The organism is Marinomonas sp. SBI8L (assembly GCF_001624705.1).
Classification (GTDB): domain Bacteria; phylum Pseudomonadota; class Gammaproteobacteria; order Pseudomonadales; family Marinomonadaceae; genus Marinomonas.
Map to the genome: position 1 here is coordinate 173,747 of NZ_JSEO01000001.1, position 20,229 is coordinate 193,975.

Consider the following 20,229-nt stretch of genomic DNA (forward strand, 5'->3'; position numbering starts at 1 on the left):
GATAAATTCGATTAAAGAGAAACTAGAAAACGACGCCAGCTTGTAAAATCACATTGGCGTAAGGAGTGAACTCCCCCGTTCTGATAACAGCTTCACTTTGTGCGCTTCTAATTTTGAAATGCTCATGGGACACGTATTTCAGGGAGATCTTTTTATCTATCATCGCTTCCTCTTCTTTAATCAGATCGAGTAGTGCTTGATGCAATTCTGGACTTTCAACCATGAACTCTTCGGCTAAAATTACGCCTTCTAATTGCATTTCACTCAAAGTCGCTTTAACACTGCTAATAAAATCTGGCACACCAGGAATTAAGGCTAAATCGATACGCTTGCTATCACTTAAAATAGGTAAACCAGCATCACAAATAGTGATCTCTTGCTGATGACCTAGTTTGGCAATCAGGTGTGATATTTCCGCATTAATCAGTGCACTCTTTTTCATCTATCCGGCCTAACCCTATTTAAAAAAACCGCTTTGCTCTTGGGGAACAAAGCGTAAAGTATCTCTCATTTTGCATCATCGAAACGTTTGCGCAATCGTTTCGATAAATCGAAATATAAGTTAATTTTTTCTTAAATGCACCTTAAAGTTGCAATATTTTTACAAGAAAGCAGAAAAACAATTGAAGAAACTAAATAAAAAAAGAAAGGAGTGAACTGTTAAATAACTAAAGAGTTTTTTATTTAGTTATTTAAAAACAATAAGATATGAACTTAATTTCAAAAAACTAAGGAAGGTTGTGAGCTTTAATAAAACGCCTTACTTTGGTGCGCATACTTTTCATGGGGGAAGAGGTATTAAATTGAATCATGCGCCCTTGGCTCCAATCATTATACCAACCCGCTTGATACAAGATTTCAGCATCACTTGCTTTAATAAGAGAAAGCACTTGTTGGGTAACAGACTCAAACTCCTGCAACAGATCATCGTATTGCCAGTTCTGATAAGTGTGATAAAAATGTTGTGCAAGCTCACCTAATTGATTCCAAGCAAAACCTGTCGCAGGGAAATCGACTTCTTGATTATCGGCTTTGAGTTGATGCCAATTTAATACTAATCGCCCCCAACCAATGAGGTAAGCCAAGCTATCTGACACACTAATCAAACCGGCTTTATGGCCAGACTCAACACCCAAGGTTCGGCTCAACTCTGCAGGCACTCTTTGATAATCTTTAAATATCTTATCAAAAGCGGTTTCTATCGCTAATTCGAGTTCTGTTTTGTTCTTAGGGACTGAAGACATCTTGCTATCCTGTATGCGAGTAAACGTCCTTATTAGGGCCTTTGAGCTTGGGTTTGAATCTAATGCTAGCTTAACGCTAAAACCCAAACCTAACTAGCAGCCCCTATTGCCAAATGTCACAAAGCGTTTATGAATTAGGGATAACAGGCACATAATTTCTTACTTGCTCAGGCAAACGAGCAACGACCCCAGCGCGGGCTTTTTGCCAAAGTGCAGATAAAAGCAATAAAGCGGCCCCTATGATAAAGCCAGTCAGGGCAAGGCCATAACTCACATCGCCAAATACTTTTAACACGTCGAAAATGGCATAAATCACATAAACCAAAGAAGACACCATAAAAGCACGTCTATCGACAATAAGAGAAATGAGAGTCATCAATACATAAAGGCTAACGATAATTAGCATGCTTGTGAGGCTTTCGTTTCCTTGTGAAATACCAAGACCCGTAAAGACAGGATGGATAATAAGAGGAGCAGAAAGTAGGTGTAACCAAAATGCGACATCTGACTTATGAGTCACTCTGCGTCTGTCTCTTGCATCCCAGAACATGGCTAAAGCAAAAGCAACAAAACCACAGGCAAATAACAAAGCGAGGATAAAGTCTTGCGCTACTTGATAATTCAGTAAGAGTTTCACCACTACATAAACAATAAAGCCCCCTGTCGCTGCGGCAATGGTAATCGGCACACGAAAGCGCAGCCAATGGGCATAGGTGAAGGCACCAGCAAGACCTGCAGATATCATGGATGCTTGGTTAAAACTTAAATAACTGAAAAAGTGCATACTGGCAAAATACACACCGCTGACAAAGGAGAGCAATAAAACAATCGCTGGAAGTGCCATCTTACGCTTACGCACAAAGAACTCAGCCAAGCCCCAAGCGATAACAGAAAAAATGACATAACTTAGGGCTTTGCTTTGTAAATCCACCACCCAAAGTGACGAACTCAAAAGCAAAACACAAGCAATCACAACAAAGATGTCATTAAAGCCCCCAACTAACCGAAAGTTCTCGTTATCCTCTTGGGTGCTTTCTTTTCTTGCCGCCACATCGGACTTAAATTTATCGACCGCCTCCTGGGTAAAAGTCCCTTGCGTCACCGCATCGTTTAAGTCTTTATTCGTGTACATAGTGAGTCTCTTAGTATTTTTAATCTATTTTGGCGCTAGGCCCATATCATCTAAACGCATAAGTATTTCGGATTTTTGTGTACGAGCCACCTCTTGCCAGTGCAGGTCTTCTCTTGCGCCAATGATGGCATAAATTGAATTAAGACCAGTGCCTTTTACTTCACGTTTTAGCCTAGCGTATAGTTCAAAAGGCTCTGCATTCATGAAGTCTTCAACGCTATGTATATCGACTTTGGCGAAGATCTCTTCACTTTTTGGTCCAAACCCTTTTAGGTCTCTGATTCTTTTATTCGAAGGTTTTAATGTATTGGAAGAAGGCATGTTTGAATACTTTGTAATAGGTAAATTGTTTGTAATTAAAATGCGTGAGGCTTATTAAAACTTAGGTTAAGTAAGCCTCTAATGCCTTATCGCTAGAGTCTAGCGCTTTATTATTACTTTTCTCTTTCTCTAATCCAAGGGATAGGCATTTGCTGCCAAGGGGATGTGCTGAGTTGTTTATCCATGGCATTTAACGTGTTCCACATGGACCTTAAAGAAACCTTATTCGCTAACCATAAAGGCACACTGCCACCAGGGTCCGCAATGATTGTATGTTGAATCTGTATCTCCTTAGATGAAATAGGAGAGAGTAACCAATGGGCTTTAATCAGTTTTATACGAATAACATTTAATGGGTTGTCGACTTCGTGACTAGCGTCTTGTACCGCTAGCTCTACCGAGAGATCGGGGTTTTGCCAATAACGTGAACGAATCACCATTTCTCTTTCTGACACAGGCCAAATACGTTTAAAACGAGTCATAAAGAGGTTCTCCGTATCTGATACTTGCTCTATCAAATAGGCCTCTTTGGCATTATCTAGCCAATTAGGGATAAGTGGGTAATCTTGTAAAAATAATAAGAAGCCAGACAAGCTAGAAGGTAAACGAGCTTGTGCCTGTATTTCGATTAAACCTGTCTTTTTATAAGGCCGAAATGAAAGACTTAACTTGTCAGCCTCTTTCCATAGGGTCCATGGCGTATCTTCTGTCTTTTTAGATGCGGCTTCAGCGGCTGACAAACTGGAAGTGATAAAAGGGACAAACAAGATTGTCAGACCCAAAATAAAGGGTTTAAAACACCTACTCCCCATCAACTTTAACAAGGTATTTTTTATCTCTGCTTTCAATATTTAATACCTCATGTTGTTAGAATTCAGCCTTAAACACATCATTAATCGCTAACTCTTATCCATTTGAATTTTTTCGAGCATGGCTTTGAGCCCTTCAATGTCTTGCTCTAATTTAGCGATATCCGCTTTGCTCTTATGAGCATAAGCAAAGGCAACTAGCCCGAAAAAAAAGCCAAGTATTCCCATACTCTCCATATAACTCTCCTCATTCCTTGAAACGTCATTAATAAAAAAGTGCAAAGTTAAACGAGTCGATCGCTTATCTCACTCGATTAATAAGTTAACCTAACTCATCCTTTGGTGCACCAAGGTCACACTTTTTACAGTTAAGCTCAAAACCCAGCATACTGTCTCGCCCTTCTTGTGTTATCACCCAAGGTCGATTAGTAAAAGGCGGTTTATGGCGTACATGCTGAAAATGGCCACACGCTAATACCGCAACCCAATCCGCCTCTTCATCTTGATGGTAAGCCTTTATACCTTGTTTCACGCTTACTCTTCTCCTTTAGCCCCTGACTTCAGATAATAAGTAGGACCCTAACTTTATGTTTTAAGTTTCATTGGTTTTAAAACTATCAATTTCTGCTTGGGTTAAATAACGCCACTGACCTTCTTCAAGGTCTAATTCAAGAGAGCCTATTTTCTGTCTGTGTAACTGAATAACACGGTTACCCACTGCGGCGAACATACGTTTAACCTGATGAAACTTTCCTTGAATGATACCCAATGTGACATTCTTTTCATCGATAAAGGATAACTTGGCAGGCAAGGTTAACTCAGCCTCTCCTTGAAGTTTTACACCTTGTTGAAACCTCTCAATTGCACTTTCTGCAAGAGGCTGGGATAAAGCGACTCTATACTCTTTCACACAGTCTTTCTCTGGTCTTGTGATATTAAAAGACCAATGCCCATCATCCGTAATCAAGACCATGCCTGTGGTATCAGCATCTAAACGACCAACAATATGAAGCTCTTCTTTATGATCTATTTCTAGAAAGTTAAAAAGAGAGGGATAGAGTTCATCCAAATTTGAGCAAATAGTATTGGCAGGTTTATGCATGAGAATATAGCGAAACGGACGTAAATTAAGCGCTATTTGGTTAAGGCTAACCTGATTATTCTGGTGTACTTGAGACTTAATGTCGGTCACTACTTTATGATTTACTTGCACCAATCCTTGTTCGATAAAAGCATGCGCTTCGGCTTTGGTTAATTCGGTACTTTTACAAACAAATTTATCAAGGCGCATGGTGAATCTCTGGTGGGCAGGTCATGGGTAGGTTTAACCATTAAACATTAGGGTAAGAGTAGATTACAAAGCTGTTTTATCTTGAGATAGCTATTATCTAGAGAGAGCTATTATCCAAAGATCTCTTTGGCAAGCAAGAAGGCTCGTCTCCTTTCATTCACAGCCTCGACTCAACTATTTAGACTTAGCTAGGTCATTTTATTGAGTAGCTTGAGTTTGTTCTCTTCGGCTTTGCGTTTAGGCCCCATTTCTTGATAACTTTTCATGACTTTAATACGACAGGCTTTATGGCTCGCTTTGGACTTTTCCCAACATTTATTTTCACTTCCCTGTAAGCAAAAGTCTAAATATGAAACAGCAAGCTTTTTACATTTTTCAAAGTCATGTTTGGTCGGAGAAGCAACTAATGCGGTGCTTAAACTGGCTATAGCTAAATAAATCAAACATGCTTTTAATCGTCTCATTACTTGCCTCTGCCAGTTTAGTGTTTCGGGTCTGATAACAACTCATTCTAGTTGAATAACCAGTCTGGATGATAAAGACTGAATTACAGCCCCTTCCTTGAGCATATCAAGCTTTGCCTTCCATCACCTCTCTTATCTATCTCTAAGGTTAATCGTCAGCCAAAAGCACGAAAGCTCAATAACAAGAGAGCATTAATTATTTGACAATACATAATTGCATACGCAACAATTGCATTAGAAATTTAATTATTATAGGTATTAAGATGAAAAAATTACTCCCACTCATTCATAAAGTTTCTGGTTTAATCGCCTTTATCTTGATTGCTTCTTTTTTTGTTAGCTCGCTTTTTGTCGATATGTTTGGCGATAAAACGGCTGTTATCAGTGTTAAAAGCAACATTTTTGCTGCGATTTGGTTAGTTATTCCATTGATGGCTATCACAGGTATGACGGGAATGAAGATGGCACCCAAGGTCACTTCTGGCCCGATTGGTGCAAAGAAAAAGCGCATGCCTTTTGTGGCGCTAAATGGTTTGTTGGTCTTATTGCCGGCGGCGTATTTTCTGAAGAATATGGCTAATAATGGTGAATTTAATAGCCTTTTTTATACCCTTCAGACTATTGAGCTATTGGCAGGCTTTATTAACTTAACTCTAATGGGTCTAAATATTCGCGATGCGATGACCTTAAAAAGAGGTAAAAAGTCACTTTCCTCTAAAAGCTTATAAAAAGTCATAGATAAAGAACTTTGGATGAATAGCGATTAATGTGAAAAAAGAAATAATAGCTAAAACCTAGCATGTATGAATTCAATAAAAGTACGGATCTGGACAGGCACAAATTTAGATTGAGCATATTGAGCGACAATATCCCCTTGGTATCTTTCCAAAACTTGCCAATCCGTTAACACAGGAATAAGTGCACCTTTTTCGATTGTTTCTTGAATGGCAAAGTCTGGAAACGTTGCGATTCCTAGGCCTCTTAATGCCGCATCGCGCCTTACTTGGGTGTGGTTTACCGAAAAGGATTCAGGCACTTGAACCTTGACCTTTTCAACGCCTTTTTGAAAACGCCAAATATCATCACCAGCGACTTCTCCTAGGGTAATGCAGTCATGCTGCTTTAAATCATCAGGTGTTTTAGGAATACCATTTTTTGCTAGATAGTCAGGGCTAGCGCACACAATCAGCTTGGTTGTTGATAAGTGTTTAGCCACTAAGCCTTCAATCGGGTGGTGAGTAAAGTGAATAATCACATCGACTTCTTCACTGATTGGATCAATAAAATGATCTACTGCCATTAACTTTACCGTGACTTTAGGATAAGCCTCTGCAAAGTCTAGCACTATTGGACTAATCACTTGTTTTGCAAAGGCTTTTGGCGCTGCAACACGTAACACACCTGAGACTTCCCCCGCCAAAGACTGAGCAGCATTTGCTGCCAATTTAGCAGAGGCTAACATAGATTGGCATTGCTCAAATACTTGTGCCCCTTTCGGGTTAAGTTTTACTTTTCTCGTGGTTCTTTCTAACAGTTTGGTACCAAATGCTGCTTCTAATTTTGCAATAGAACGGCTGATTGAAGAAGGTGCTAAATTCAGCTTTTCACCTGCTTTAGAAAAACTCTCTTGCTCTACCACAGCGACAAAAACAGCCATTTCAGTTAACAAAGAGATCACCTTATTTGTATCCATAACGCAATTATCCTTTGCATTTTTACCCGATTATCTCCTTGAAGTTATTAATTAAGCTATCTCTTGTCAAACACGATTGCCGATTTCCCTCAATTATTGAGGCATCGATCTACCAAGAGGTCTATATGAAAAGCTTAACCATCACTCACCCTATACTCAGGTTCTTTGTTAAAGAGGAGCTGCTTTTATTATTGGTCGCCCTATTCTGGGGGACAAGCTATGGGCTTACTAAGTCGGCTTTGCTTTATACCTCTGTGCTTTTATTTATTGCTATCCGCTTCCTTTCAACCCATTTAATTTTGCTCTATCTCACTTTGAAAGACTTTAAAGAAGGTCGAAATAAAGATTGGTCGATCGCTCTACCCACTGGCTTTTTACTCTTAGGTATTTTTTGCTGTGAAGTCTATGGAGTCTCTCTCACTAGCGCAGCCAATGCCGCTTTTTTAATTAGCCTCTCCATCATAATGACAGCTGGCTTAGAAGGTTTTTTATCAAAGCAGAGAATGGATAAAAGACTCCATTTATTAGCCTTGATGAGTCTGGTGGGAGTGATCGCACTCACCCATAAAGAAGGGCTGGATATTACTATGAATCAAGGAGATTGGTTGATTTTAGGAGCGGCGTTTCTAAGAGGGTTAATGGTCATTCTCACTAAGGCTTTATGTCAGAATAAAACGATTACAAACTTAAGCTTAACCTCGATTCAATCTCTTATTGTGGGTTTGGGGGCGTTAGTCTTGGCGTTTATTAGCTTGCCTATCGAGCAAATACAGCTCCCTAAAGAAGCCAGCTTTTGGATGATAAGTGTATATTTAGTCCTCTTTTGTACCCTTTTCGCTTTTTTCATCCAAAACTATGCTGTACGTCGAATTTCAGCGACTAAGGTGTCCCTTTTAATGGGAAGTGAGCCTTTATTTGGTGCCCTATTCGCCATTATTTTCTTAGGAGAAGGCTTTACCTGGGTACAAGCAATAGGCGGCGCACTGATATTTATCAGTATCAGTTACGCCACTCAAATGAAGGCTAAGAGCTAAAACCCTAGCAAGAACGAAAGTTAGTAACTCGCTATTTTCGCCAGATGAGACTTTAAATAATCGAGCAAGAGCCTGAGTTTTTTAGTCTCGCCTGTCCCTGGTGGAAATACCGCATAAAGTTCGATATCAGATAATTTATAAGAGGCTAATACTCGCTCTAGTTTTCCGGCTTTTATTTTAGGGCCTGCATCATACAAGGGAACTCGCCCTATGCCTTGGCCCGCTTCAATAAAAGCGGTACGTGCTGCGGCATTATTAGTACTAATACTGCCGCTAACCTTGATATCAAAAGTACGGTTTCCCTTGGTTAAATTCACGCTGTTAGCCGCTAGCTTGTAAACAACCCAGTCGTGCTGAATCAAGCCATCTGGCGTATTAGGGCGCCCTTGTTTATTGAGGTAGTCAGGCGCAGCACATAAACAGTTTTGCAGACTGGCAAGCTTACTTGCCTGCAGACCTGAGTCTGTTAACTCGGCCCCACGAATCGCCAAATCTATGCCTTGCTTCATAATATTGACTACGTCATCGCTCAACATAAGATCGAGCTCTATTTTTGGATAAAGATCTCGAAAACCGTTTAAAGCAGGCACGATAAGCTGTAAGCCAACATTCACAGGACAGGTGATTTTAAGCAAACCTTCTGGCTCATCTTTTAGGTTCTCTATCGCTTGATTGGCTTCATGGGCTTGCTGAGCAATAACACGGCATCTTTGATAATAAGCCTCCCCTTCTTGGGTTAAACCAATGGAACGGGTCGAGCGATTCAGAAGTTTCACACCTAGTTGCTGCTCTAACTTTTTAAGGTGGTAGCTAACAACCGCTCGGGATAAGGATAAATGCTTGGCGGCACCCACCAGGCTTCCCTGTTCTACAACTTGAGCAAAGACCACCATACTTTTTAGTTGCTCAAATGACACATCCATCACCTTACCTCACATCTGCACATCTATTAGGACTTTTATTAAAGAGCTTTTATTTAATAGCTCAAACATTGTATCAATAATTAAACCAATGAAGTCAAATTTACTCTTATTGTTTAACTTACCTCTTAACTCTAAACTGCCTGTCATTCGATATTCATATTTAAATTTTTAACAATTATTAGGGTAGAAACATGACAACTAAATCCGTACTTATGGTGCTTACTTCTCATTCAGAGCTAGGGAATACAGGAGAGAAAACAGGTTTTTGGGTAGAAGAGTTTGCAGCCCCTTATTACGCTTTTATTGATGCAGGCATTGAAGTCACTTTAGCGTCTCCAGCAGGTGGCCAGCCACCAATTGACCCGAAAAGCGAATTAGCGGATTTTCAAACCGATGCAACTCGCCGTTTTGATGCCGATAGTGACACTCAAGCAAAACTTGCTAATAGCCTAGTATTGGCAGATGTAAAACAAGATGAATTTGATGGTGTTTTCTACCCAGGTGGCCATGGTCCACTATGGGATTTAACTGATAATACTGACTCTATTCGTTTGTTAGAAAACTTTGTTGCTGCACAAAAACCGATTGCTGCGGTTTGTCACGCCAGCGCTGCTTTTCTAAACCTAAAAGATGCAGAAGGTGAATTCCTAGTAAAAGGCAAAGCCGTAACAGGTTTTAGTAATACAGAAGAAGATGCCGTACAGCTAACAGATATCGTGCCTTTCTTATTAGAAGATGAATTGATCAAACGTGGCGCTAACTATCAAAAAACAGATGATTGGAATGTGTTCTCATTGGAAGACGGCTTGGTTATCACAGGCCAAAACCCTGCAAGCTCTGAACAAGCAGCTGAAAAGTTAATTGCACGCCTTTAGCATTTAATCTTAGAAAAAACTCATTTTTCTATGGATCGGGTAGTGTCATTTGCTACCCGATTAAAAGTTTATTAAGCATATTTTCTCGCTCCTTAACCACCTTCCTTTCGATCTATTACGGTCTATTTTCAAACCATTAAAAGTCATTTAAGCAACACTTGGATTAGTTTTAATCCGATATACTTAAAAACAATTCAACTTTGAGCATGGACTGCCTTTATTTAGACCATTTACCCATAGGAGGCAATCATGCCTATACCCGCAAAAAATATCCTTTTTACAGGAGGCACTGGTGGACTTGCCAAGGAAGCACTCAAGCTCTTATTAACCCAAGATTTAGGTAAGATCACTGTCGCTGGGCGAAATAAAGACAAGTTAGCACAAGTTAAACAAGAGCTTGTTGCAGAGTTAGGGGCTGAAAGAGTAAGCAAACTCAATTTTGCTGCAGGTTTTGATATGTCTAACCCAATTAAAATTGAAGCGGCAATAAACCATTTGCCAAGCCAACCCTTTGATATTGTTTGTTTAGGTGCAGGAGGCGCTGTATTTGGTAATCAACGTCAAACCTTTTCTTGGCAAGGCAAAGAGTATGAAAAGACTCTTTTCCAAAATGTTATAGGAGGGCATGTCACATTAGCTCATCTTCTAAAAAGACAGCTGATTGCTAATGGCGCTAGAGTTGTTGTCATTGGAGGTGAAGGTGCGAGAGGTATAAAAGGTATGATTGCTAAACCTAGCTTCGCTTCTGTTCAGGCTCTACAAGATTATGTCTTTGCAAGATCATCAGAAAAATACAACCCAATGAATGCTTTGGGAGCATCAAAACTACTTGCCGCTTTGTGGTCTCAACATTTGAGTCACATCTGCCAACCTCACTTTGAGTCAATCTGGTTTACACCCGGATTCATTTATGGGACGGGTGGTACATCGGGCTTACCAAAATGGCAAGAATGGTTCGCACAAAAGATTGTTTTCAAAATAATGGCTAAATTTGGCATGGCGCAAAGTCCAAGTCTAGCTGCCAGTAAACTAGTCGCTTGCCTCAATGGTAGTATCGGTAAAAATGGCGATCTACTTGGTGCACCTGAAGGAAAAACAATTGGCCCTCTTACAGATCAAAAGCCTATGAACAAAGCCTTTACTGATAAAGCTCTTCAAGCAGAATTTTGGTCAATTTTAACAACACTTTACCCAATTGATTCCGACTATCTAGCAGATATAAAAGAGGTTAAATATGCTTAAAAAAGCTCCAGGATTTATCGATAATCCCCATCATAAAATTGTTATCACCCCCTCAAATAAAACTGCAACGGTAAGCTATAAGAGTCACGTTATTGCGATGAGTAATAATTTACTTATCTTGGATGAAACTGGGTTAAATAAGGTTGTTTACATTCCAGTAAAAGATATCAAGATGTCCTTCCTAGTTGAGAATAAGCACTCTACCTATTGCCCTTATAAAGGCCATGCAAGCTATTGGTCTTTAAAGCTTGAAAAAGAGACAGTCGAAAACCTTGCTTGGGGCTATAAAACACCTTTCTTGGAATGTGAAAGCTTAATTGGACATCTCGCTTTTTATCAAAATAAAGTAGAAATCGAGCTTATTGGTTAGATATCCATACCATCTAACAACATGTCTACCATTGCCTCTAACTCACTGGGAACTTTTCCTAGTTTGGCCATGGTTGCAGTTCCTTGCAATAAAGTAAAAACTGCCAATGATTTATCTTGTGGTGTTTGACTATGTCGCTTTGCATTCGAGTTCGATTGATGATGAATTAAATGATGTTTGGTAAAAAAAGCATGCAAGGTGAATAAAGTATCTTCACCTGCTTTTTTTATACAAGACTCAGCCTGTTCAGGAAGGTTATCGCCTTTTGCCTCAACGGAACAAAGGGATATAAAGCACCCTCTAGGTGTGTCATCACGACATTGATTTTCAATACTTGCCATGAGAAATGCTTTCAACCCTTGCTTGGGAGTCAGACTTTCATCTGATAAATAAACAACAGAAGGCGCAGCAAAATGTGTCAGATAATGCTCTGTCACGGTTAAAAACAACTGCTCTTTATTTCCAAAGGTCGCATACATACTGGGCTTATTAATACCCATTGCCTGAATCAAATCTGTGAGTGAAGCACCAAGGTAGCCCTTTTTCCAGAATACCTTCATCGCCTCAACTAAGGCTTCCTGCTTATCAAATTCTTTCTTACGACCACCCGCCATACTTGCCTCAAAATTATTTTCATCAAACCACTTGACCAAACTATACCGATAGGTACAGAATAGCTCAACCTTACCGATCGGTACAATTCATATTTTAAGGATTTAAAATGAGCATATTAGTAGAAAATAAAGTGGCATTAGTAACTGGCGCGAACCGTGGCATAGGCAAAGCCATCACTGAAAGTTTGTTAAAGCATGGCGCTAAAAAAGTTTATTTGGCCGTAAGAGACCTAAGTAGCACTGATAGCCTTGTTAAAAAATATGGTGATAAGGTTGTCACCCTTAAGCTTGATATGAGCAATTCTGAAGAAATTAAAGCACTTGCAACATCTGCAAAGGATGTTGAAGTTGTTATTAACAATGCAGGTATTCTAGAAATTGCTGATCTATTCGAAGAGGAGTTTGATCAAGCATTAGAACAACAGTTAGATATTAACTTATTTGGTTTAGTCCGAATTGCAAGAGCATTAACGCCTATAATCGAAGCAAATGGGGGAGGCGCATTTGTACAATTAAATTCCATAGTTTCTATCCGCAACTTCTCAGGCGTTGATGCTTACTCAGCCTCAAAAGCGGCTTCTTACTCCATTACTCAAGGGTTAAGAGAGCAGCTTTTAGATAAAAACATTCAAGTTTTAAGTGTACACCCTGGGCCTATTGATACTGATATGGCTGCAAAAGCAGGCATGACAGAGGGTGAATCAGCAAATACGGTTGCCGAAGGTGTTATTTCAGCCTTAGCAGAAGGTCAATTCCACCTATTTCCTGACCCAATGGCAAAACAGTTTGAAACAGCTTATCAAGAATTTTCTAAATCGATTGTACTGGCAGATCTCGGTAGCTAATGCATATTAAATAGTTTGTTATCTCTAAAATGGACCTAAACATATTAATAACTTAGGTCCATTTTTCATTAACATGGTGCTAGTCGCTATAGCCTGGTTGGTATTGTTTAAGGAACCTGCGATTAAGTAACCTCTTCTCAGTCTTTTCAGAAAAAGCGTCAAGCAAGGCGTCACTTTGATGTAATGTAGGTACCTTTCGAAAAGGGACAACACAGAGTGACGCTTTTTCTGAAAGACCCGCAGGGCGTGGCCTAAAAGCCCTATCTTTATGTTGAGGTGCTTATCAATAGAATGACTATTAAGTTCACACCTCGCCATCAATCTAGGCACTTTTATTACACGCTGAGACGGGAGGACTTATTCGAAGGTTCCTTAATCATATAATCCCAAAAACTGTTTGCGATAGCTGAGGTATTGCTTTTTAAGCGAATAAGGTAAATCGGTAATACAACATTAGAGGCAAAATCTTCCACCTCTATCATCTCGACACTCCCCACTTTTAGCTCTTTTTCAACCATATGATAAGGCAATCGAGACCAAGCTAAGCCTGACACAATTAGCCTCTGTTTAATCATATAGTCATTAACCGTCCAACGTTGGCCATTAGGAATCACATTTAACCTTTCGATTGGGTGCAATGAGCCTGAATCTTCAATTAAAACTTGAGGGCGGTTTTTTAGTTCAGCTTGAGGAATGATTCGCTGTGTTTGGTTTTCAAGATAATGAGGGGCTGCCACTGTCACTAATTTAAGTTTGGCTATTTCTACAAACTCAAACTCTTGTCCTAAGCCATAATTTGGGCTAATTGCTATATCAGCTTTACCTGATTGCAAAGACTCTAATACGCCAGATAGATGCTCTGTACTCATGCTTAAATGCATTTCTGGGTGCTTTTCGACAAACATTTGTAGCTGCACTAAACCTTGTAACTGCACACAAGATGCACTTAGCGTCAGGGCCAAATTTGGACCTATACCTGATGCTAGCTGATGACCCAATGCTTCTAGTCCTTGCATCTTTTCTAGCGTGATACGCGCTTCTTGATAAAACACCTTACCTTCTGGCGTAAGCTCAGGTCGATAAGCATCTCGGCTGAGTAATTGCACTTCAAACTCTTGCTCTAAACTTACAATCGCAGCGCTTATGGTTGATTGAGTTTTATGTAAAAAATTAGCGGCAGCTCTAAAACTTCCCTGCTCAACCACGGCCACAAAAGCATAAAGATGGACATTATTCATGATCTATAAAACCTTTCATCTTAATCAAAAAATAGCGTTATCTTACGATCATATTGCAAATTAAAATAGGCTTCATTCAAATTCACCAGATTCCTAGTCTTTCGAGCTTCGCTCATAAACTAAGGCAGATATTTCATTTTTAGAGGATACATTAACCTTTATGGATAACAGCCAAATCGTATTGCTTCTTGCAGGTTTTATTACTGGTATTTCTAAGTTTTCAACCGGTGGGATGGGGTTCATTATTCTCACACTTACTTTGACAGCATTTCCAAGCGCAGAAGCAATTGTGGTGTTATTACCCATGTATTTAGTGGCAGATATGCTTGCAGTAAGTAGTTATCGTACTGATGTATCTTGGCCAAGCTTAAAACGTTTATTACCATTGGCGGCACTGGGTATTGTGCTCGGCTCATATCTACTTGCCCATATTGATGCCAATAACTTTAGTAAGTTGCTAGGTGTCATTATTCTCTTCACCTTAGGTTTAGGCACTTACCTAGAGTGGAAAAAAGTCAGTTTTATGCAAACTAAATCTGTCTCTCGCTCTATGGCTTTTTTTGCTGGCGTTATTAGTATTTTGGCAAATGCTGCAGGCCCAATCATTAGTCTCTACTTATTAGAACAAAAGCTGAGTAAAAACAGCTATGTTGCGACGCGGGCTTGGGTCTTTTTAATCATTAATATCATCAAGATTACCGTGGTCATTTCTTTAGGTATTCTCAGTTGGCCTTTAGCTAAGCAAAGCCTGATTACCCTACCAGCCCTTTTAGTGGGTGCCGGCATTGGTTATTTACTGCTTAAACGACTTAACCTTAAACAGTTTAAAACCTTGATTCGAGGAATGACCTGTATAGCAGCGGTTAAGTTGATTTTTATGTCTTAGGGAAGGAGAAAACAAATCACGTCTTCTAAAACAAGTGGGTAAAAGTACCTACAAAAGCACCACTTTTTTAATAGAATCATTATTAAATTACTTTGTTTAACCATAGGTATGAAAGGCAGAGTTTTTTCATTTATAGGTTGTAGCTTCAACCGATTTCCAAATAAAAAACCTCTTCTAAATACAAAAAAAACCACTAAACAAAAATTAAATAAATTAACTTTAATTAAAGCAATAAATATAACAAAACCTTAGGCATCATTATATTTATACATACCTATAACCTAAGTTATAAAATAGAAAACACTCTATAAAAATATCTAAATTCGCTTTCTTTTATAAAAAAATTATATTTTAGATGATGCTAAATTAGGTATTTGATGGCTTAGTTTTGCAACACAGTGTTGCAAAAATATATCTACCAAAAAAACAAGCCTCTCATAGGATCCTTAAAAATCTTATTTTGATAATAAAAAATCAAAAAGATTAAATTAAAGTTCCAAATTTAAGAGAGATATTAAAAATGGAAGTCAAAAAAAATGTACGCCTACTTAAAACAAACATTTCTCGTTCGTTAATAATCACACTATTAATTTCAGCATTCATTAATATACTATTATTAACCGCTCCTCTTTATATGATGGCTATTTTTGATAAAGTCATGATGAGCTTTCAGTTAGAAACACTTTACTTAATCAGCATTTTAGCTTTTTTATCATTAGTCGCTTATGGCGTGATTGACTGGGGAAGATCTCAAGTTTTATTTAAATTAGGAAATTGGCTAGAAAACCAACTTACCCCATTAACCTTAGAAGCAAGTTTAACGGCAACCCATAATGGTAAGCATATTGGCGCACAAGGAATTCGTGATTTAACACAAGTTAAATCTTTAATTGGTGGTCGAGCATTACTTCCTATTCTTGATGCCCCTTGGGCTTGTATATTCTTGATCATACTTTTTAGTATGAATGTCTGGTTAGGCATATTCACATTAATCTCAGCCGTTATTTTATTTGGCTTAACACTGATTAGTGAGTTTAGTACGCGAAAGCATCAAACCAACTTTCAAAACAAACAAAACCAAAGCCAAATCTGGTTAGATCAAAGTATCAAAAATGCGGATGAAATCCTTGCACTAGGTATGAATGACGCATTCATTAAACGCTACCAAGAAAAGCGCTTAGATGCACAAGATGATTACCTATTATCTCAAAACCGCTCTTCAAGCCTACTAGCTCTTGCTAGAAATATTCGAATGCTGTCTCAAATCGGTATTATGGGGCTTGCTGCCTTCCTACTATTAAAAGGTCAGGTGTCTCCAGGAATGGTTGTCGCAGGCTCCATCTTAATGTCTCGCGCTTTGAGCCCAATAGAGCAACTGATGGGATCTTGGGCTCAGTTATTAACGGGTCGTCACGCGTATTCGAACCTAGTCTCTTTATTTAGTGAACATTCACCAGTATCAGCTGAAAAAGCAATACTCCTAAAACCTAAAAATACACTATCAGTCAAGCAGTTAACGATTTCGAAACAAGTAAAAGCGGCTAACAATTATCAGGCTAAGCATCTAGCTAGTTACTTGTTACATGGGGTTCATTTTGATTTAGAGAAAGGAGATATTTTAGCGGTTTTAGGCCAGTCTGGTGCAGGCAAAAGCACCCTAAGTAAGGCTCTCGTAGGCTTATTAAAACCCACAACAGGAGAGGTCAGATTAGACGGTAACGAGCTAAACCAATGGACATCTAAGAACCTTTCTAATCATGTGGGTTATCTGCCCCAAGAAGTCAATTTAGCCCCTGCTACCATTTGGGAAAATATCGCACGCCTAGATGCCAATGCAAAAATAGAAGATGTGTATCAAGCCGCGAAAAAAGCGGGCGCGCATGCTTTCATACAGCAATTGCCTGATGGCTATAACACAAAATTAACAACAAATACGCCACAACTCTCTGGCGGACAAAAACAGAGCATAGGTCTTGCAAGAGCTTTATATCAAGACCCTTTTCTTCTGGTTCTTGATGAACCAGATTCTTTCTTAGATACCCAATCCTGTGACGCCTTAAAAACAAATCTTAAGGCATTAAGCCAAGATGGTTGCATCATTGTTTTCATCAGTCACAAGCCAAATATGATTGATATTGCATCCAAAGCAATTGTACTCGATAAGGGTCGCTTGATTGGAAAAGGATTAAAAGAAGATGTCCTAAGTCGTTTGAAAAAACAAACAACCTCTTCTCAAAAACTTGATTTAGCAGTCCCCTCTATTCAATACCAGTATGGTTATAAAATGAAATTAGAGGCTCAAGAAAATATAAACACAAAAAATAATAAAATAGGTCAAGCATAATGTTTTTTGAAAAGTCTCTTCTAAACGAAATCAAAATACCACTTTATATTTGCTTAAGCGCCATTGCTATTTTTATTGGCCTATTTCTCACTTGGTCTTATTTTGCACCTACATCAGGAGCAGTAATTGCATCAGGAGAAACTCGGACAAATAGGTCTAATCACCTTGAAATTGTGGCACAGCTGAACCCTTTAGATATTGACCAGGTCGATATAGGAACCCCTGTTCGATTAAGTTTTTCATCTTATAGTTTCAAACAACAAAAACCAATTCATAGACAGGTTCAATATATATCTGAAAGCACTGAGTTTGATCCTCTAACAAACCGATCCTACTTCATTATTAAGGTGCCATTAGAGCCAGAAAACCTTAAAGAAGAAAGTCAAAATATCAAATTGAGATCTGGTTTACCTGTCGAAATTTTTATTAAAACTCAAAAACGAACTTTATTTGAATATTTAATGGATTCAATAATCAACTTAAAGGAGAAAGGAATGCGAGAATAAAAAATTTAGACTAAATAAAAAAAACTAAAAACATTAAAAGCTAACGGATAAAAATTTGGAGAATACAAGTGACTAAACATACATACTCTGGAAGTGGTGGTGATGATTCTAAAACGGTTGACCGTTATTACTACACAACCGATGATGGTTATTCTAAAAACCATGAATGGTATGCCTATATGTACGGCGGCAACGATTATTATGAATACGCAGGCGCTAATCGCTTAGCTAGTGGTAAGCATAATTTAGATGTTTATGCTGAAATGGGTGGTGGAAATGACACCTTCTTAGCAAGAAACTGTTACTACCCTGCCACTAACTTTAATATCATAGTTTATGGGGGGGATGGACAAGATACCTTACAAATTAACTGTGATGATAATCGTGATCATTGGCTTTATGGCGAAGATGGCGAAGACACCTTACTCGGTGATGGGGGCAGAGAGACACTCTATGGCGGGGATGATGATGATTACCTTGATAGTGGTGCGGCAGATGATTACCTCTATGGTGAAGCCGGTAACGACGTTTTGTTTGGCGGTAAAGATCAAGATTATCTAGATGGTGGCGATGGTAATGACTTTATTGACCCAGGTAAACGAACTGGCTCTGACATTGATGAAGTTTATGGCGGAGCAGGTAAAGACATTGTTACCTCAGGTGACTTTGATGATACGGTCGCAGGTACCAATGCCGCTGTCGATTGGGAAACTTGGGGGGTAGGACAAGCCATACTAAGGGTTTCTCTTTTAGGTGCCTCAACAGCCACTCAAGGCAATCCGCTCGTTTCCGCCATGTACAGTACAGGTACCAGTGCGCTCATGACAGCCGTGAACAGCCTTATGACATCGGGTGTTGAATCTGAAAGTGAGGTTTCTCAAGCAGACTATGTGGACTTTTTAGACTTTGATGAGCAAGATATTTTTGTGGTCACAAGCTCTGATGAGTTTGGCGATGTTCGAGGTGTACCTAGTACGTCACATGGGGATTTCACTCTTAATGCAGATCAAACAAGTAGTGGCAACGGTGGTATCGTAGCTATTTTAAGCCCAGGCTATTCTTTTCAAAACTATATCAGCAATAACCTACAAAGCAGCTCTGTCTCCCTTAACACAGCTTTAGGCCAAATTTATGAAGTAGTCGATAAAACTCGCTTAGAAATTACACGAGATGGTAACGATTATTATGATGGGGATGGTAGTCAATACGACCCAAGCACAATAGATTCTCAATTAAGTGCCTTTAATGTCAGCACGAATACTAGTGCCCAAGATTTCTTTAATGGACTTGAGTTGGAAGACGGTGACTCTCTATACCTTTATGGTGCTTATGCTGGTCGCTTTTTCCAGGGAGCTAATATTGCCGATACAGGTAATGGTACCGACAGATATATTGCAGGAACAGATAATGCAGACACCTTAGCGGTACATGGTTTTACAGACTATGACGACACTGCCATTACAGGACGATTATATGGCATGGATGGTAATGATCTTCTCATTGGCGCTGGCAGTACAGACTATATCTATGGAGGAAGAGGCTCTGACATCTTAGTAGGCCATGGAGGACAAGACCACTTATGGGGCGATGGTGATAATGCTTCTGGTAATGATGCTGAGTTTGAGGGCAGCGACACAGACCTTTTTGTCATTGATAACACTTTAAACCGTATCAGAGACTTTAATTATGATGCGGATGGCAATGGTAACCAAGGCCACGACATCATCATGATAAAGCTTGGAGAAAATTACGACCAAAACGTCCATGCTTCGCCTTATCAGGTAGACCATGGTACATGGCAAAGAATCTGGTGGGAAAGCGCTGAAGACCCCTCTGGCACTTGGGTTCAACTAGATAATAGTCTATATCAATTTTATTTCAGTGAACCATTACAATGTAGTACAGATGGTACAGATGAATACTTTATTGCCGCCTCCAGTGACCCAAGCCTTTTGCCAACGGACGCAATCGACGGTGGGTGCTGGGAGTCCTACTTTGATTAAGCCATAAACGGATAATACGAACAGGGAAAGTTCGTATTTAGATAGTTCCCAATAAATAGTTTTTACCTATTCAAACTCATGATTTGCAAGCGGAATAATATTGATAACAGGCTCTTCGTATGGGTGGATATGACGAATAGCTTTGAGCGTCGCGGCGACCTTGTCTTTGTCACAACGCACCTCGATACGAACTTCATGACCAAAGTTAATCTGGTTCTTCTCCCCTGTGACAGGCGTAGATGCTTGGTTAGGTCGCCAAAAGCCCGAAATATTAACAATCGAGATAACACTGTCATAATTACCAACTATGCCTGCTTTCATTTCAATGAGCAGATCACGTATCTTGGTTATCTCTGTTTCTGGGGCGTAGATTTCTAATTTGTATTGCATGATTT

General features: G+C 39.3%; 24 protein-coding genes. 10 read left to right on the forward strand and 14 right to left on the reverse strand.

Annotation, left to right across the window (positions count from 1 at the left end; translation table 11 throughout):
* Nucleotides 1-22 precede the first annotated feature (22 nt).
* The 9 genes from rbsD to OA91_RS00815 all read right to left on the reverse strand — a co-directional run bounded on the left by rbsD (nucleotide 23) and on the right by OA91_RS00815 (nucleotide 5,261).
* Complete coding sequence (rbsD, locus tag OA91_RS00780) at nucleotides 23-442, reverse strand: D-ribose pyranase (protein ID WP_063338456.1); 420 nt, start codon at nucleotides 440-442, stop codon at nucleotides 23-25.
* A 286-nt stretch (nucleotides 443-728) separates the two neighbouring features.
* On the reverse strand, nucleotides 729-1,244 hold the full coding sequence (locus tag OA91_RS00785) for a ClbS/DfsB family four-helix bundle protein (protein WP_063338455.1): 516 nt from the start codon (nucleotides 1,242-1,244) through the stop codon (nucleotides 729-731).
* Between the two features lie 127 nt (nucleotides 1,245-1,371).
* Nucleotides 1,372-2,376: a hypothetical protein gene (locus tag OA91_RS00790; RefSeq protein WP_063338454.1), complete on the reverse strand. Its 1,005-nt coding sequence runs from the start codon at nucleotides 2,374-2,376 to the stop codon at nucleotides 1,372-1,374.
* Between the two features lie 24 nt (nucleotides 2,377-2,400).
* A complete protein-coding gene (locus OA91_RS00795) occupies nucleotides 2,401-2,697 on the reverse strand; it encodes a TfoX/Sxy family DNA transformation protein (RefSeq protein WP_046016146.1) in 297 nt (98 codons plus the stop codon).
* A gap of 113 nt (nucleotides 2,698-2,810) precedes the next feature.
* Nucleotides 2,811-3,545 (reverse strand): START domain-containing protein, encoded by a 735-nt coding sequence (locus OA91_RS00800; protein WP_063338453.1) that lies wholly within the window; start codon nucleotides 3,543-3,545, stop codon nucleotides 2,811-2,813.
* Nucleotides 3,546-3,596: 51 nt separating this feature from the next.
* Nucleotides 3,597-3,743 (reverse strand): hypothetical protein, encoded by a 147-nt coding sequence (locus OA91_RS24170; protein WP_157203830.1) that lies wholly within the window; start codon nucleotides 3,741-3,743, stop codon nucleotides 3,597-3,599.
* 85 nt (nucleotides 3,744-3,828) lie between these two features.
* Nucleotides 3,829-4,038, reverse strand: a complete 210-nt coding sequence (locus OA91_RS00805; RefSeq protein ID WP_046016144.1) for a DUF3565 domain-containing protein — start codon at nucleotides 4,036-4,038, stop codon at nucleotides 3,829-3,831.
* A gap of 60 nt (nucleotides 4,039-4,098) precedes the next feature.
* A complete protein-coding gene (locus tag OA91_RS00810; protein WP_063338452.1) occupies nucleotides 4,099-4,797 on the reverse strand; it encodes a pseudouridine synthase in 699 nt (232 codons plus the stop codon).
* Nucleotides 4,798-4,985: 188 nt separating this feature from the next.
* On the reverse strand, nucleotides 4,986-5,261 hold the full coding sequence (locus OA91_RS00815; protein WP_063338451.1) for a hypothetical protein: 276 nt from the start codon (nucleotides 5,259-5,261) through the stop codon (nucleotides 4,986-4,988).
* 263 nt (nucleotides 5,262-5,524) lie between these two features.
* On the opposite strand from OA91_RS00815, the gene OA91_RS00820 reads away from it, so the two are divergent.
* Nucleotides 5,525-5,989, forward strand: coding sequence for a hypothetical protein (locus OA91_RS00820; protein WP_063338450.1), 465 nt, complete (start codon nucleotides 5,525-5,527; stop codon nucleotides 5,987-5,989).
* Between the two features lie 59 nt (nucleotides 5,990-6,048).
* Here OA91_RS00820 and OA91_RS00825 read toward each other — a convergent pair whose 3' ends face one another.
* Complete coding sequence (locus OA91_RS00825) at nucleotides 6,049-6,954, reverse strand: LysR family transcriptional regulator (RefSeq protein ID WP_063338449.1); 906 nt, start codon at nucleotides 6,952-6,954, stop codon at nucleotides 6,049-6,051.
* A gap of 125 nt (nucleotides 6,955-7,079) precedes the next feature.
* On the opposite strand from OA91_RS00825, the gene OA91_RS00830 reads away from it, so the two are divergent.
* Entirely contained in the window at nucleotides 7,080-7,988 is a 909-nt protein-coding gene (locus tag OA91_RS00830) for a DMT family transporter (protein WP_063338448.1), read from the forward strand.
* A 20-nt stretch (nucleotides 7,989-8,008) separates the two neighbouring features.
* Here the strand turns inward: OA91_RS00830 and OA91_RS00835 are convergent, their stop codons facing one another.
* Nucleotides 8,009-8,911, reverse strand: a complete 903-nt coding sequence (locus OA91_RS00835; RefSeq protein WP_063338447.1) for a LysR family transcriptional regulator — start codon at nucleotides 8,909-8,911, stop codon at nucleotides 8,009-8,011.
* A 191-nt stretch (nucleotides 8,912-9,102) separates the two neighbouring features.
* Here OA91_RS00835 and OA91_RS00840 point away from each other — a divergent pair, with 191 nt between their 5' ends.
* The 3 genes from OA91_RS00840 to OA91_RS00850 all read left to right on the forward strand — a co-directional run bounded on the left by OA91_RS00840 (nucleotide 9,103) and on the right by OA91_RS00850 (nucleotide 11,398).
* The gene (locus OA91_RS00840; RefSeq protein ID WP_063338446.1) at nucleotides 9,103-9,786 is read left to right on the forward strand and encodes a type 1 glutamine amidotransferase domain-containing protein; all 684 of its coding nucleotides are present in this window, start codon (nucleotides 9,103-9,105) and stop codon (nucleotides 9,784-9,786) included.
* A 249-nt stretch (nucleotides 9,787-10,035) separates the two neighbouring features.
* On the forward strand, nucleotides 10,036-11,028 hold the full coding sequence (locus OA91_RS00845) for an SDR family NAD(P)-dependent oxidoreductase (RefSeq protein ID WP_063338445.1): 993 nt from the start codon (nucleotides 10,036-10,038) through the stop codon (nucleotides 11,026-11,028).
* Nucleotides 11,021-11,398, forward strand: a complete 378-nt coding sequence (locus tag OA91_RS00850; protein ID WP_063338444.1) for a DUF427 domain-containing protein — start codon at nucleotides 11,021-11,023, stop codon at nucleotides 11,396-11,398. The genes OA91_RS00845 and OA91_RS00850 overlap by 8 nt, the downstream gene beginning before the upstream one ends.
* Here the strand turns inward: OA91_RS00850 and OA91_RS00855 are convergent.
* Nucleotides 11,395-12,051 carry a TetR/AcrR family transcriptional regulator gene (locus OA91_RS00855; protein WP_197477685.1) on the reverse strand — a complete coding sequence of 219 codons (657 nt, stop codon included), beginning with the start codon at nucleotides 12,049-12,051 and terminating at the stop codon, nucleotides 11,395-11,397. The two genes, OA91_RS00850 and OA91_RS00855, sit on opposite strands and share 4 nt — an antisense overlap.
* 68 nt (nucleotides 12,052-12,119) lie before the next feature.
* On the opposite strand from OA91_RS00855, the gene OA91_RS00860 reads away from it, so the two are divergent.
* Complete coding sequence (locus OA91_RS00860; protein ID WP_063338442.1) at nucleotides 12,120-12,857, forward strand: SDR family oxidoreductase; 738 nt, start codon at nucleotides 12,120-12,122, stop codon at nucleotides 12,855-12,857.
* Nucleotides 12,858-13,192: 335 nt separating this feature from the next.
* On the opposite strand, the gene OA91_RS00865 is transcribed toward OA91_RS00860, so the two are convergent.
* Nucleotides 13,193-14,095, reverse strand: coding sequence for a LysR family transcriptional regulator (locus tag OA91_RS00865; protein WP_063338441.1), 903 nt, complete (start codon nucleotides 14,093-14,095; stop codon nucleotides 13,193-13,195).
* A 160-nt stretch (nucleotides 14,096-14,255) separates the two neighbouring features.
* On the opposite strand from OA91_RS00865, the gene OA91_RS00870 reads away from it, so the two are divergent.
* From OA91_RS00870 to OA91_RS00885, 4 genes are all read left to right on the forward strand, one after another.
* Nucleotides 14,256-14,981: a sulfite exporter TauE/SafE family protein gene (locus tag OA91_RS00870; RefSeq protein ID WP_063338440.1), complete on the forward strand. Its 726-nt coding sequence runs from the start codon at nucleotides 14,256-14,258 to the stop codon at nucleotides 14,979-14,981.
* A gap of 520 nt (nucleotides 14,982-15,501) precedes the next feature.
* A complete protein-coding gene (locus OA91_RS00875; protein WP_063338439.1) occupies nucleotides 15,502-17,325 on the forward strand; it encodes a type I secretion system permease/ATPase in 1,824 nt (607 codons plus the stop codon).
* Nucleotides 17,325-17,831 (forward strand): hypothetical protein, encoded by a 507-nt coding sequence (locus OA91_RS00880; RefSeq protein WP_063338438.1) that lies wholly within the window; start codon nucleotides 17,325-17,327, stop codon nucleotides 17,829-17,831. Before OA91_RS00875 ends, OA91_RS00880 begins: the two co-directional genes overlap by 1 nt.
* 68 nt (nucleotides 17,832-17,899) lie before the next feature.
* The gene (locus OA91_RS00885) at nucleotides 17,900-19,834 is read left to right on the forward strand and encodes a calcium-binding protein (RefSeq protein ID WP_063338437.1); all 1,935 of its coding nucleotides are present in this window, start codon (nucleotides 17,900-17,902) and stop codon (nucleotides 19,832-19,834) included.
* A gap of 66 nt (nucleotides 19,835-19,900) precedes the next feature.
* On the opposite strand, the gene OA91_RS00890 is transcribed toward OA91_RS00885, so the two are convergent.
* Nucleotides 19,901-20,224, reverse strand: coding sequence for a hypothetical protein (locus tag OA91_RS00890; protein ID WP_063338436.1), 324 nt, complete (start codon nucleotides 20,222-20,224; stop codon nucleotides 19,901-19,903).
* Between the last annotated feature and the right edge of the window lie 5 nt (nucleotides 20,225-20,229).